Here is a 12,669-nt window from a genome sequence, read left to right as displayed (position 1 = left end):
GTTTATAAATTTCTAAATTTAGAAAATTATCGCATTATCAAATTGCCACATTTTCTAATTAAAATAATTAGTTTACCGTTTCCCCATTAGGAGCATCAGCATCCGGATTGATGAAAACCAGTTTTCCTTCAGCATTTGTAGTCATCAGGATCATTCCCTGACTTTCTACACCACGTAGGGCTCTTGGCGCTAAGTTGGCTAAAACGGAAACACGTTTTCCGATAATTTCTTCCGGTGAAAAGCTTTCGGCAATTCCCGAAACAATCGTACGTACATCAATTCCGGTATCCACTTTAAGAACCAAAAGTTTATTGGCTTTCGGCATTTTTTCGGCTTCCAGAATAGTTCCTACACGAATGTCCATTTTGGCGAAATCTTCAAACTGAATAAGATCTTTTTGTGGTTCAGGTTGTTTACTTTCGGCAAGATTTGCGGTTTTTGTCGCTTCCAATTTGTCTATTTGTTTTTGTATTTCTTCGTCTTCTATTTTTGCGAAAAGCAATTCGGCTTCACCAATTTGATGTCCGTCAGGAATTAATTCTGAATTTTCAGTAACGTCATTCCATTGCAATTTGCCTTCATTTTTCAGGATTCGGGATAATTTAGCGGCAGTAAAAGGTAAAAACGGCTCAGCCAAAACGCTCAACGCAGCAGCAATTTGCAAAGCGACATACATTTGAGTTTTTACACGCTCCGGATTGTCTTTCATTACTTTCCAAGGCTCTTCATCTGCTAAATATTTATTTCCTAAACGAGCCACGTTCATCAACTCACCCAAAGCTTCACGGAATCTGTATCGCTCTACCGAACTTGAAATTACAGCCGGATATGCTTTTAGTTCAGCCAAAGTATTTTCGTCAACTTCAGATAGTTCATTTGGTTTCGGAATAAACCCGTCGTAATATTTATTGGTTAAAACCACCACACGGTTGATGAAGTTTCCGAAAATAGCAACTAATTCGTTGTTATTTCTTGCCTGGAAATCTTTCCATGTAAAATCGTTGTCTTTAGTTTCCGGTGCATTCGAAGTTAGGGCATAACGCAAAACGTCTTGTTTCTCCGGAAATTCTTCTAAATATTCGTGCAGCCAAACCGCCCAGTTTTTAGAAGTCGAAAGTTTGTTTCCTTCCAGATTCAGAAACTCATTTGCAGGAACGTTGTCCGGTAAAATATAGCTTCCTTCGGCTTTAAGCATTGCCGGGAAAATGATACAGTGAAAAACAATATTGTCTTTACCAATAAAATGAACCAGTTTAGTGTCTTCGTCTTTCCAGTAAGGTTGCCAGTCTTTTCCTTCGCGGGCTGCCCATTCTTTAGTAGACGAAATATAACCAATAGGAGCATCAAACCAAACGTATAATTTTTTTCCTTCGGCACCTTCAACCGGAACGTCAATTCCCCAATCAAGGTCACGCGTTACGGCACGAGGCTCAAGCCCGCCGTCAACCCATGATTTTACTTGTCCGTAAACATTCGGTTTCCAGTCGTTTTTATGTCCAACCAAAATCCATTCGGTTAAAAACTCAGTATATCGATCCAAAGGTAAAAACCAGTGTTTTGTTTCTTTTAAAATTGGCGTTTCTCCGGTAATTGTCGATTTTGGGTTAATCAAATCGGTAGCATTCAATGTCGATCCGCATTTTTCACACTGATCTCCATAGGCTTCCGGATTGTCACATTTAGGGCAGGTTCCTACCACAAAACGATCGGCCAGAAACTGATTGGCTTTGGCATCGTACAATTGTTCGGTTACTTCTTCAATAAAATCGCCTTTGTCGTACAAGGTTCTAAAGAATTCAGAAGCCGTATCATGATGAATTTTAGCCGAAGTTCTGGAATAATTGTCAAACGAAATTCCGAAATCAGCAAATGATTTACGGATAACTCCGTCGTATTTATCGATAACTTCTTGTGGTGTAACTCCTTCTTTTTTGGCTTTCATCGAAATTGCAACACCATGTTCATCGCTTCCACAAATAAATGCAACGTCTTTTCCTTGTAAACGTAAATATCTCGAATAAATATCTGCAGGCACGTAAACCCCCGCCAAATGCCCAATATGTATAGGTCCGTTGGTGTAAGGTAAGGCTGCCGTGATAGTATATCTCTTTGGATTCTGTATCATAACTCAATTTTATTGAGTGCAAAAATAAGCAATAGAATTGAGATTTTGTTATTGCGCGGAGTTTCACAGAGAAAAAGCATAGAGATTCACCGAGTTTTTTCTCATTTCGATCGAAGGGAGACCCGAGTGATGAGGTGTTTTATTGTCCGGCTGAGCGAAGTCGAAGCCAGACAATACAATTGAACTTAGCGAATCTCTGCGAAAACTTTCGGGTAACTCTGTGTAACACCCCATAAAATAGAACCAGTTTAAACTAGCATACCTGCTAAAATCTTCACGATTTATTTCGCAACCTTTGTGCTCAAAAAAAGAACAAAAAAGCAATTTTATGAGCAAGACAAAACTTATCATCAATAAAAACGGATCGATTAAAATAGAAGGTGACTTCGAAATCATGGATTCTGAAGGAGCTGTTTACGGACTACAAGGAAGATCGGCATTGGGTCTTTGCCGTTGCGGATTATCGGCAAACAAGCCTTTTTGCGATGGCGGACACCGTAATAATTTCGAACACGAGTCTAAAGCATTCGATTTACCACCAATGAAAACAAACTAAGAACTTCGGTTCTGGTTATTTTTTATAAGGAAGCTGCATCTTAACTGATGTGGCTTTTTTTGTTTTCATTTTTAGATGATTTACTAAATATGATCAGTTATTTCCTTAAAAAAGTGTGTTATATTTACCTAAATTTTTAAAACTATAAAGAATGAAAAAATTGGTGACCCCATTGTTGCTTTTATGTTTTGTTTTGGCAAGTGCCCAGACGCAAAAGACGGTTTCGAGTGATTGGACCTCTTTCAATCAAACGATAGAAATTCAGTCTCCTGTTAAAAAGAAGTTTAAAGTAATCGCATCGGTAAAAGTAGAAAGTACCGAACCTCAGGCCTGGGCAGGAGTTTGGGCAAGAGTTGATACGAAGAATGAAGAGGAAGGTTTTTTTGATAATATGAGAGACAGACCAATTAAATCAAACGAATGGAAATCTTATACCGTAGAAGGAACTATCGATAAAAATAGTAAATCACTTAGTTTTGGAGGTTTGTGTTTGTATAACGGTAAATTCTATTTTGATAAATTTGAATTGCTGATCGAGAATGATAAAGGTGTTTTTGAACCGTTGGCGGTTTTAAATTCAAGTTTCGAAACCCCTCTGAAAAATGGTGAAATTCCGAAATGGGGTTTAGGCATTTCAAAAGAGGCAAGTGTAAAAGTGAAAGAGTACAAAATTACGCAGGACAAATCCAGTGCTGACGGAAAAAACAGTTTGCTACTGGAAGGAAGCGGGATTAAACCGCGAGCAGAAGCAAAGATTGGAAATGTGGAAGGAGCATCACCAAAAATTGGAGATATGATCTCAATGCTTGAAGATCTTAAAGCTCGTGTAGAAAGAACAGTGAAGAACATGAATCAGTACGAAATTGATTATTTGCATGATGCAGAAGCCAACAGAATTGGAGCACTGGTGATGCATTTGGCTGCAGCCGAAAAATACTATCAGGTTTTTACCTTCGAAAACAGAGATTTTAATGAAGAGGAAAAGAAACAGTGGAATGCCGCTTTAAACCTGGATCAGGGTGGACGAGATGAATTTAAAGGACATGATATTCAATATTATTTAGACATCTACAATGAAGTAAGAGCCAAAACAATTTCGGAGCTTAAAAAAAGAGACGATGCCTGGTTTGCCGAAGTTCAAACAAAGTATGATATGAGTAATCAATATTGCTGGTTTCATGTCATGGAACATCAGTCGAGTCATCTAGGGCAGATTTTGTTTTTGAAGAAACGTATTCCGCCTCAGCAAAAACCAACATTGCCTAAGGAAATTAAAAAGTAAAAATTCCTATTTTCTATAAAAAAAAGCTGCATCATGTGCAGCTTTTTTTTATAAGTAAAGTTCTCCCCGCATCGTTATGGTAGAAGAACCTCCAACCAGAATATCTTCTTCGCGATTCATTACTTCAATCATTGAGGGCTGTTTTAATCTTACACCTTGAAGAATTTTGTATTCTTTGTCGGATTTAGTGAATTTCTTTTGCGTTAAAAAGCCAATTAAAGGACCTGCTGCCGTTCCTGTAGCAGGATCTTCATTTATTCCGATAATGGGGTTGAAAAATCTTGTTTCGACGATATGCTCCTCATTTTCATCAGCTATGGTGAAACAATAAAAACCTTCAAATTTATATTCTTTCGAAATTTCGATTAAAAGCTGGTTGTCCGGAACAAAACTATTGAGTATTTGACTGCTTTTTATGGGAACCATGGCATGGGCAACTTCTGTATTGACTATGGTAGGAACAAAAGCATTTACATCTAAATCTTCAATTTTTAAACCAAGTGCAACTGCAATTTTATAAGTTGGAATTTCTTGCTTGATGACCGCCGATTTTTGATGCATTTGAACAAGGGGATAAAAAGTAACCGGATCTAAAGTAACGGTTAACGGAATGGCGGAATGTTTCATGATTACAAAAAGCTCACTTTCGTTTTGTTCATCAAAAATAGGCATACCTTTTAAGAGAGCACCGCAAACAGCCCCTAGTAAATTATGTCCCGCTCCGTCGATTTCAATTCCTGTTGGGGTAAACGAACGAACCATCAGTGCTTTTTCTCTTGTGGAATAATAAACAAAAGAGGTTTCGGAGTAGCCAAACTCTTTAGAAATATCCTGATACGTTTCCAGTTTTAAATTACCATCGGTAAAAACAACAGAAAGCGGATTTCCTTTATAACTTTCGTTTGAGAATACATCTAAAACGTAATATTCTAGTGTTTTTCTTCCCTCCATTCTTTATTTCTTTTTAGCTGAGACTTTTTTAGAGGGATTAAAGTTAATATTTATCGTTTAGCAAAGCAATAGTTGTTACAACATTCGCTTTTGTTCGGCACTTATCTGTATAGCTTTTTCTAATCTCGAAAGTCTGGTTTTTTCCTGTTTGGCACTCATGATCCAATGAATCATTACCTTTTTGTACGAGGGTGCCTGATGGCTAAAATATTCCCAGGCTGTTTTGTTAGCTTTAAATTGTTTTTCAAATTCCGGATCAAGTTGGTAAGCTTCTCTTTCATGCGAGTAGATTTTAGATCTTTCTTCAGATCTTAATTCGAAAGCCTTTATGCCTTCGGGTAGCATGAGTCCGGCTTTGGTGAGTTCTTCTACTTTTTTGATATTGATGGCACTCCAGATACTGGATTTTTTTCTGGGCGTAAACCGTATCGTATAACTTTCTTCATCTACAGCTCTTCGAACACCATCGATCCAGCCAAAACAAAGTGCCTGATCAACAGATTCTGACCAGGTCATGCACGGTTTTTTGGTACTCACTTTATAAAAACCAACTAAAAGTTCGGTTTCTTTTTGATAATGTTTTTCTAACCATGCTCTGAATTTTTCGGGTGTTGAGAAGAAGGTTGGTGTCATTTTGGATGAAGTTATCGTATGGAGTGTAAATATAAAAATCCTTTTTAACACATAGAAACATAGCTTTTAAATGTTGAAAAAGAGAATGTAATAGAGAAATACATTTCTTTCGCATAGTAAAATCTCTGTGTTCTAGCTGAGTGAAACGTCTTTTTCAAAGTAAGCAAATCTATGTTTCTATGTGTTAGAATAATTTCATTGCGGTTTACACACAAAAGCATAAGAATCAAAATTAGTAATAATCATCTTTAATTATTAGTTCTATCTTTGCAGAAGTAATTTAAAGAGTTGAAATCATGGCGAAAGGACCTGAAAAAAACGGCAAGAATAAGGCTTTGCATACCAAATTGCTAAAACGCAAAAAAGCTAAAGTTCAGGAAGAGAAAAGAGAGCGTGCTTTAAAATTAAAGGCTTTAGTAGCAAAAATGAATCAAAAAAAAAATACGGATGAATCTGATCTTATTTAGATTGAAATATGTTTCTTTTTGGTTTTAATTTCATCGAAATTTGCAGAACAATCTCAAAACAAAAATCAAAATGGAAGAATTTGGCAGAATAATAGTTTCTGAAACAGCAATGAACAGTGAGAATCCGCAGGATGTGATTCACTCGAATATTTCGGTAATCAATTTAATGCGTGAAGAAGGTGTCGATGATGAGTTCATCCACGAAGATGCTTTGATGAGTTATTATTTAGATTTCTATTGGTCACAATATACAGAAGGGAATTTTGCTCAGTTTGTCTATAAATCAGGTTGGAACAAAGAATTAAACGAACTTATTGAAGAAGGTCTGACTTTAATTGGTGCCGAAAAACATTTGGAATTGTTTCAGCAGCAAAGCAAAAAAGTGAGATTGATGAGCAGCGTAAAACTCAATAAATTCTTAAGCGGAAAATTGGAAGGCGTAAACCCAATACGTGATTTACTGAACAACGATACCTTTTATGAATTAGAAGAAAACCTGGTGACACTAAATGCCGGTTTCTTAAAAAATCATCCCGATTTCGAAGTGCTTTCTGTCGATGATATGTTTGCGACTTTGGAGGAATTTGTGGGGCATGAAATTAAGAGGGTTTAGATTTTAGAGGTTCAAAGGGGTAAAGGTTCAAAGGTTTTAGTTGGGTTTTGTCACAGAGTTTCGCGGAGTTTTTCACAAAGCTTCACAAAGTTAATCGAAAAGAGCCTTTGGCTCGAGACATATTGTAGGGATGGATTTTAATCCGTCCTACAAAGGTTACACGAAAGAGCCTTCGGCTTGGCCAGTATTGTTGGGTTGGATTTTAATCCGTCCTGAAAGAAAACAAATAATTTTACCTGAAATTGCATTTTCCGTCTAATCAATAAAATCTTGAGAGAACAAATTTCCATTTGTAAAAAGGCAATTTTTGCCTTGTTGTTTTTGCCGATAGTTTTATACGGTCAGGTGAACAATACGAATACAACTGATAATGTTACCCGGTATTATTACGACGATCAGGTAGTTTCGGTACAAATTTGGTACGGAGCAGATAAAAATCCGGACAGTACCAAAACGTATTATCCGAATGGAAAGCTAAATGAAGTTTTTTATTACGACGAAAAAGGGCTAAAAGATTCCGATTGTTTTCAGTACAATCAGGAAGGCGAAAAGTTAGTCACCTGGAATTTTTCGCATGGGAAATTGGTTAACAGAACCGACCATAAACTACCTTTCAGTAAAGACAAGGAAGAATCGGTAAAAAAAGCCCTCAAACTACTTACTGAAATCAATACCAAAACAAATTACAATCCCACTAAAGTGAATGATCTGTACAATCGTGGTGTGTTAAGCGTTAGTTTGGGCAATATCACATTGGCACTCGAAGACTTAAAAAAAGTCGAATACTCTATTGATAAAGATCCAAAAAACAAAAGTGTCGTTCTGGCCGATTCGTTAGAACAAAAGAAAGATTTGTTTCGAAGCAAGCTTTACGACAGATTAGCCTTTGTCTATGCATCACTTGAAATGGATAGTTTTGCGATCCAGTATTACCATAAAGCCATAAAAAGTGCTCCGGAAGATTTACGCATTCTCTATAATTTTGCTTCATTGCTCCAGCGAAGAAAGATATACGATTTAGCGTGTTTTTATCTGGAGAAAATTGCAGCTGTGAAACCGGATCACGCATATGCAAGATGGAGCCTCGCGAAATTGTACAGCGATACAGGCAATTATGAGAAAGCGATGGAAAATGTTGCAAAAGCTTTTGCAGCTGAAAAAATAATTGCAGGCAGGAATTCGGCTTACGGTGGCAGAGATTTAAGAACCATCCGGGGTTTAATCTATCACAAATTAGGAGAATCAAATAAAGGAATCGCCGATTTAAAAGCAGCATTAGAAACGGATAAAAACAATTCGTACGCGATGAAGAATCTGGGGATTATTTATTTAGAGCAGCATAAATACAAAAAAGCCTGTGAGTTGTTTCAAAAAGCAAAAGAACTCAATTATGCTCTGATTTATGATGAAACAGATTTATCAGCATGGTTAGAAAGTGCTTGCAATAATACTCAGTATGAAAATGCAAATACGAAAAAACCATATGCTTTCCCAAATCCCGCAACAACTGTGATTTCTATAAAAGATCTTAATGCCGAAAACTTTGATTATGAGTTTTTTAATTTCGAATCGGTTTCTGTTTTAAAAGGAAAAAGTACAGATGGAAAGATAGACGTCTCAACCCTGTCTTCCGGATTTTATGTGCTTAAAGTGACTACGACAAATTCAACAGCAAGTTTTAGGGTGATTAAAGATTAAAGAGTAAAGAGTAAAGAGTAAAGAGTGAAGAATAATCTTTGTGCATCTCTGTGGATTCTTTGCGTATCTCCGTAGTACAGCCCCGAAATAACTTTAGAACCAACTTTGTCATGATCTTAGGAAACATTTCCTTAAATTTGCTTCCATTATGAAAAAAATACAATAGTTATAAAAAACAAGCTATGTTACAAATCGCATTTATTAGAGAGAATCAGGAGAAAGTAATCAAGGCTTTAGCAAAACGAAATATCGATGCTAAAAGCGTTGTGGAAGAAGTGGTGCAATTAGACGAAAACCGTCGCGCAACACAGGTAGAATTAGACAACACTCTATCCGAATCTAATAAATTGTCCAAAGATATAGGGGAATTGATGAAAGCTGGCGAGAAATCGAAAGCTGCAATCCTGAAAGAAAAAACAGTTTCCTTAAAAGAAAAAAGCAAAGAATTAGGCGAAAAAGCAGAAGCTTTAGCTGCCGAATTAACCAATAAATTATACACTTTACCCAATCTTCCTGCTGATATTGTTCCCGAAGGAAAAACACCGGATGACAATCTGAACGTTTTTCAGGAAGGAGATATTCCGGTTTTGCACGAAGGAGCACAACCACACTGGGAGTTGGTGAAAAAGTATGATATCATCGATTTTGAATTGGGTGTAAAAATTACTGGAGCAGGGTTTCCGGTTTATAAAGGAAAAGGAGCCCGTTTACAGCGTGCTTTGATCAATTACTTTTTAGACAAAAATACTGCTGCCGGATACAACGAAGTTCAGGTACCGCATTTGGTAAACGAAGCTTCAGGTTATGGAACAGGACAATTACCGGACAAAGAAGGGCAAATGTATCATTCAACTGTTGATGATTTGTATTTGATTCCAACCGCTGAGGTTCCGGTTACGAATTTGTTTCGTGATGTGATTTTAAACGAGAGCGATTTGCCGGTTTTGCATACCGCTTATACGCCATGTTTCCGTCGTGAGGCAGGTTCTTACGGAGCTCACGTACGTGGATTGAATCGTTTGCACCAGTTTGACAAAGTAGAAATTGTACGTGTGGAGCATCCGGATAAGTCTTATGAAGCATTAGACGGAATGGTTGAACACATAAAAGACATTTTGAAAGAATTAAAATTACCATACCGTGTTTTACGTTTGTGTGGTGGTGATATGGGCTTCACATCTTCTTTGACTTATGATTTTGAAGTGTTTTCAACGGCACAGGATCGTTGGTTAGAGATCAGTTCGGTGTCTAACTTTGAGACTTTTCAGGCCAATCGTTTGAAATTGCGTTTCAAAGATAAAGACGGAAAAAATCAATTGGCACATACTCTAAACGGAAGTTCACTGGCATTGCCAAGAGTTTTGGCCGGAATTTTAGAAAATTACCAAACTCCGGAAGGAATCGTAGTACCGGAAGTATTACGTCCATACTGTGGATTTGATATTATAAATTAAGATTGAGGTAAAGTTTACAGTCGCGGTCTCAGTTTCCAGTGAATTGCACTGAATATTGAGACTGCGACTGAATACTGTAAACCGAGACTGAATATAAAAAAAAGAGGAAGATGAGAGGGATTTTAAATTGGGACGCAGATCCCGTTATTTTTTGGATTACAGATAGTTTTCCATTAAAATATTATGGTGCTTTTTTTGCCTGCGGATTACTGTTGGGCTATGCCATAGTACGTAATATTTACAAAAAAGAAAATCTTTCGCTGGATAATCTTGATAGTTTATTGGTGTATGTAATCGTCGGGACCATTTTGGGAGCGAGACTGGGACATTGTTTTTTTTACGAACCGTCCTATTTTTTACAGCATCCGATAGAGATTCTGTTACCCATACAAAAAGTAGCAGGAGTCTATAAATTTGTTGGATACCAGGGGCTTGCAAGCCACGGAGGTTCAATAGGAGTTTTAACCGCTATGGTTTTATATTGTCGAAAGTATAAAGTAAAATTCCTGTGGCTTTTAGATAAAATGGCAATTGGAGTTCCGGTTACGGGAGCTTTTATCAGATTTGGGAATTTTATGAATTCTGAGATTTACGGAAAACCTACTGATGGAAACTGGGGTGTGGTTTTTCAGAGAGACGATTTAATCCCAAGACACCCGACACAGCTGTATGAAGCTTTTGCCTACCTGTTGATTTTCGTGATTTTACTGACAATGTACAAGTCAGAGAAGATACGAAAAGCAGATGGTTTGATCTTTGGCTATTTCCTGATGTTACTGTTTCTGGCGCGATTCATAATTGAGTTTTTCAAAGAAAATCAGGAAGCTTTCGAAAATAGTATGCCCATTAACATGGGACAAATATTGAGTATTCCTTTTATTTTGATAGGCCTGGGACTGATTGTCTGGAAGTCTAAGAAGAATGTTTATATTTAGTTTTCAGTCGCGGTTCTCAGTCTCAGTCTATGTTGAATTATGCAAACTGTAAACTGCGATAGAGAACTGTCACTGAACACTGAAAAAAAAGCTATAATATGAAAAACAGCATCATCTATATCGTTTTGTTCTGGTCTGCTTTTGCATTTTCACAGAATGAACAGCTTGCGCAGTATTATTACGATAAAGGTGATTTCGAAAAAGCTAAAATCAGTTACGAAGAACTTTTAAACAGTTCGCCGTCCAATACACAATATTTTTTAAGAACAATTGACTGTTATCAGCAGTTGCAGCAGTTTGAGACTGCACAGAAAGTAATTCAGGATCGTTACAACAAATACAAACAAGGCGTTTTTTTAGTAGAGTTAGGATATAATTTCCAACTGCAAAAAAACGATGCTAAAGCCAAAAGTTACTACGAACAGGCGATCGAAAAGATCAAAACCAATCCCAATGATGTTTACGGAGTTGGTAATTCTTTTGAGAAAAAAGTACTGCTTGAGTATGCATTACGAGCCTATCAGACAGCCATGTCAATTCAGCCGAATTATAATTTCAATTTTCAAATCGGAATGTTGTACGGACAGTTAGGGCAGACGGATCAGATGATTGATCTTTTGCTGACAGAATCGTACAAAAATCCACAGAACGCAAATTTAATACAGACACAGCTGTCTCGTTTCATGAACGGTGAAACGGATAATACCGCTTTTAAAGATGCGATGCGAAAAGCTTTGATTCTGAGAACACAAAAAGATCAGGATGTGTTTTGGAATCATTACCTGAGTTGGTTTTATGTACAGCAGAAAGAATTCAGTAAAGCTTTTATTCAGGAGAAAGCAATCTACAAACGGGACCCGGAATCACTCTCAAGTATTGTTAATCTGGGACAATTTGCGTTAAATGAAGAGGATATTGATACGGCAGAGGAGATTTTCAATTTTATTCTTCAGACGACTAAAGATCGTGATTTACTCATTCAGACGAATTCGTCTTTGATGCAGATAAAAATTGATAAAGCGCAGGAGAAAGATTATCCATTAATCAATTCCGAACTACAACAATTGCTCATAACTTATGAAATAACTCCTTTTACCTTATCTTTGCAAATAATTCAGGCGCATTTCCTGGCTTTTAATCTTAAAAAGACAGAAGAAGGCAAGGATATTATTAAAAAAGCGCTGGAATTAAATCTGAATGCCTATCAGCAGGCAGATGCGAAAATGGAGCTGGCAGACATTCTGCTTTTAGAAGAGAAGTTCAATCAGGCACTTATTTATTATTCGCAAATTCAATTGGATTTGAAGAACGATGTAATGGCGCATGAAGCGAGTTTGAAAGCCGCCAAAACAAGTTATTACAAAGGTGATTTCGAGTGGGCTTTGAAACAGTTTAAAGAATTGAAGGCGGCCAATACGCAATTAATTGCCAATGATGCACTCGAGTATTTTTTACTGATCAACGACAATACAGTTGCCGATTCAACACAAACCGCTTTGAAGCAGTTTGCCAAAGGTGATTTTTTGATGTATCAGAATAAAAAGCAGGAAGCAATAGCTCAGTTTCAGGGGATATTGAAAACGTTTAAAGGGCAGGAAATTGAAGCTGTTACAATGTTGCGTTTAGGTAAAATTTACGAAAGCCTGAAGGATTACACCTCAGCTTTGGCGCAGTATCAGCAGATTATTGACCATCATGGCGACGGAATTTATATCGACGAAGCATTGTTTTTCTCTGCAGAAATTTACAACGATGAATTGCATAACGCAGAAAAGGCGAAGCCTTTATATGAGAAGGTAATTTTTAATCATCAGGACAGTATTTACTTTGTTGATGCCAGGAAAAAATACCGGGAGTTAAGAGGAGACAAGAATTTGTAAAAGAAATAAATTTCAAAAAGCAAATTCCAAAAAATAGAATTAAAAACATGAGAATTGATTTTTAAGTTTCAGAAA

The 12,669-nt window shown here is 36.9% G+C and carries 11 protein-coding genes; 8 read left to right on the top strand and 3 right to left on the bottom strand.

Annotated features, from left to right (window positions below):
- Positions 1–67 precede the first annotated feature (67 nt).
- The gene (metG, locus tag B0A80_RS00555) at positions 68–2,125 is read right to left on the bottom strand and encodes a methionine--tRNA ligase (RefSeq protein WP_089076053.1); all 2,058 of its coding nucleotides are present in this window, start codon (positions 2,123–2,125) and stop codon (positions 68–70) included.
- Between the two features lie 328 nt (positions 2,126–2,453).
- Between metG and B0A80_RS00550 the strand changes: the two genes are divergently transcribed.
- Entirely contained in the window at positions 2,454–2,681 is a 228-nt protein-coding gene (locus B0A80_RS00550) for a CDGSH iron-sulfur domain-containing protein (protein ID WP_070906333.1), read from the top strand.
- A gap of 151 nt (positions 2,682–2,832) precedes the next feature.
- Positions 2,833–3,963, top strand: a complete 1,131-nt coding sequence (locus B0A80_RS00545; protein WP_070906334.1) for a DinB family protein — start codon at positions 2,833–2,835, stop codon at positions 3,961–3,963.
- Positions 3,964–4,011: 48 nt separating this feature from the next.
- Here the strand turns inward: B0A80_RS00545 and B0A80_RS00540 are convergent, their stop codons facing one another.
- Both B0A80_RS00540 and B0A80_RS00535 read right to left on the bottom strand, forming a co-directional pair.
- Positions 4,012–4,914 carry a PhzF family phenazine biosynthesis protein gene (locus tag B0A80_RS00540; protein WP_089076052.1) on the bottom strand — a complete coding sequence of 301 codons (903 nt, stop codon included), beginning with the start codon at positions 4,912–4,914 and terminating at the stop codon, positions 4,012–4,014.
- A gap of 75 nt (positions 4,915–4,989) precedes the next feature.
- Positions 4,990–5,547, bottom strand: coding sequence for a YdeI/OmpD-associated family protein (locus B0A80_RS00535; protein ID WP_089076051.1), 558 nt, complete (start codon positions 5,545–5,547; stop codon positions 4,990–4,992).
- Positions 5,548–5,843: 296 nt separating this feature from the next.
- Between B0A80_RS00535 and B0A80_RS20740 the strand changes: the two genes are divergently transcribed.
- The 6 genes from B0A80_RS20740 to B0A80_RS00510 all read left to right on the top strand — a co-directional run bounded on the left by B0A80_RS20740 (position 5,844) and on the right by B0A80_RS00510 (position 12,594).
- Positions 5,844–6,014 (top strand): hypothetical protein, encoded by a 171-nt coding sequence (locus tag B0A80_RS20740; RefSeq protein WP_165769202.1) that lies wholly within the window; start codon positions 5,844–5,846, stop codon positions 6,012–6,014.
- Positions 6,015–6,084: 70 nt separating this feature from the next.
- Positions 6,085–6,627, top strand: a complete 543-nt coding sequence (locus B0A80_RS00530) for a DMP19 family protein (protein WP_070906337.1) — start codon at positions 6,085–6,087, stop codon at positions 6,625–6,627.
- Between the two features lie 270 nt (positions 6,628–6,897).
- Positions 6,898–8,325, top strand: a complete 1,428-nt coding sequence (locus B0A80_RS00525; RefSeq protein WP_089076050.1) for a T9SS type A sorting domain-containing protein — start codon at positions 6,898–6,900, stop codon at positions 8,323–8,325.
- 182 nt (positions 8,326–8,507) lie between these two features.
- A complete protein-coding gene (gene serS, locus B0A80_RS00520; protein WP_017495899.1) occupies positions 8,508–9,779 on the top strand; it encodes a serine--tRNA ligase in 1,272 nt (423 codons plus the stop codon).
- Positions 9,780–9,889: 110 nt separating this feature from the next.
- On the top strand, positions 9,890–10,714 hold the full coding sequence (lgt, locus tag B0A80_RS00515; protein ID WP_089076049.1) for a prolipoprotein diacylglyceryl transferase: 825 nt from the start codon (positions 9,890–9,892) through the stop codon (positions 10,712–10,714).
- 98 nt (positions 10,715–10,812) lie between these two features.
- Positions 10,813–12,594, top strand: a complete 1,782-nt coding sequence (locus B0A80_RS00510) for a tetratricopeptide repeat protein (RefSeq protein ID WP_089076048.1) — start codon at positions 10,813–10,815, stop codon at positions 12,592–12,594.
- Positions 12,595–12,669: the final 75 nt, after the last annotated feature.

This window comes from Flavobacterium tructae (genome assembly GCF_002217475.1).
In the GTDB taxonomy this organism is placed as follows: Bacteria; Bacteroidota; Bacteroidia; order Flavobacteriales; family Flavobacteriaceae; genus Flavobacterium; species Flavobacterium tructae.
Note: the sequence above shows the minus strand (reverse complement) of the source record. Positions and strands in the feature narration are given on the sequence as shown.

What these genes read in the sequence shown, in the direction of transcription:
- metG (WP_089076053.1), bottom strand. Translation starts at nt 2,125, where the DNA reads ATGATACAGAATCCAAAGAGATATACTATCACGGCAGCCTTACCTTAC.
- B0A80_RS00550 (WP_070906333.1), top strand. Translation starts at nt 2,454, where the DNA reads ATGAGCAAGACAAAACTTATCATCAATAAAAACGGATCGATTAAAATA.
- B0A80_RS00545 (WP_070906334.1), top strand. Translation starts at nt 2,833, where the DNA reads ATGAAAAAATTGGTGACCCCATTGTTGCTTTTATGTTTTGTTTTGGCA.
- B0A80_RS00540 (WP_089076052.1), bottom strand. Translation starts at nt 4,914, where the DNA reads ATGGAGGGAAGAAAAACACTAGAATATTACGTTTTAGATGTATTCTCA.
- B0A80_RS00535 (WP_089076051.1), bottom strand. Translation starts at nt 5,547, where the DNA reads ATGACACCAACCTTCTTCTCAACACCCGAAAAATTCAGAGCATGGTTA.
- B0A80_RS20740 (WP_165769202.1), top strand. Translation starts at nt 5,844, where the DNA reads ATGGCGAAAGGACCTGAAAAAAACGGCAAGAATAAGGCTTTGCATACC.
- B0A80_RS00530 (WP_070906337.1), top strand. Translation starts at nt 6,085, where the DNA reads ATGGAAGAATTTGGCAGAATAATAGTTTCTGAAACAGCAATGAACAGT.
- serS (WP_017495899.1), top strand. Translation starts at nt 8,508, where the DNA reads ATGTTACAAATCGCATTTATTAGAGAGAATCAGGAGAAAGTAATCAAG.
- lgt (WP_089076049.1), top strand. Translation starts at nt 9,890, where the DNA reads ATGAGAGGGATTTTAAATTGGGACGCAGATCCCGTTATTTTTTGGATT.
- B0A80_RS00510 (WP_089076048.1), top strand. Translation starts at nt 10,813, where the DNA reads ATGAAAAACAGCATCATCTATATCGTTTTGTTCTGGTCTGCTTTTGCA.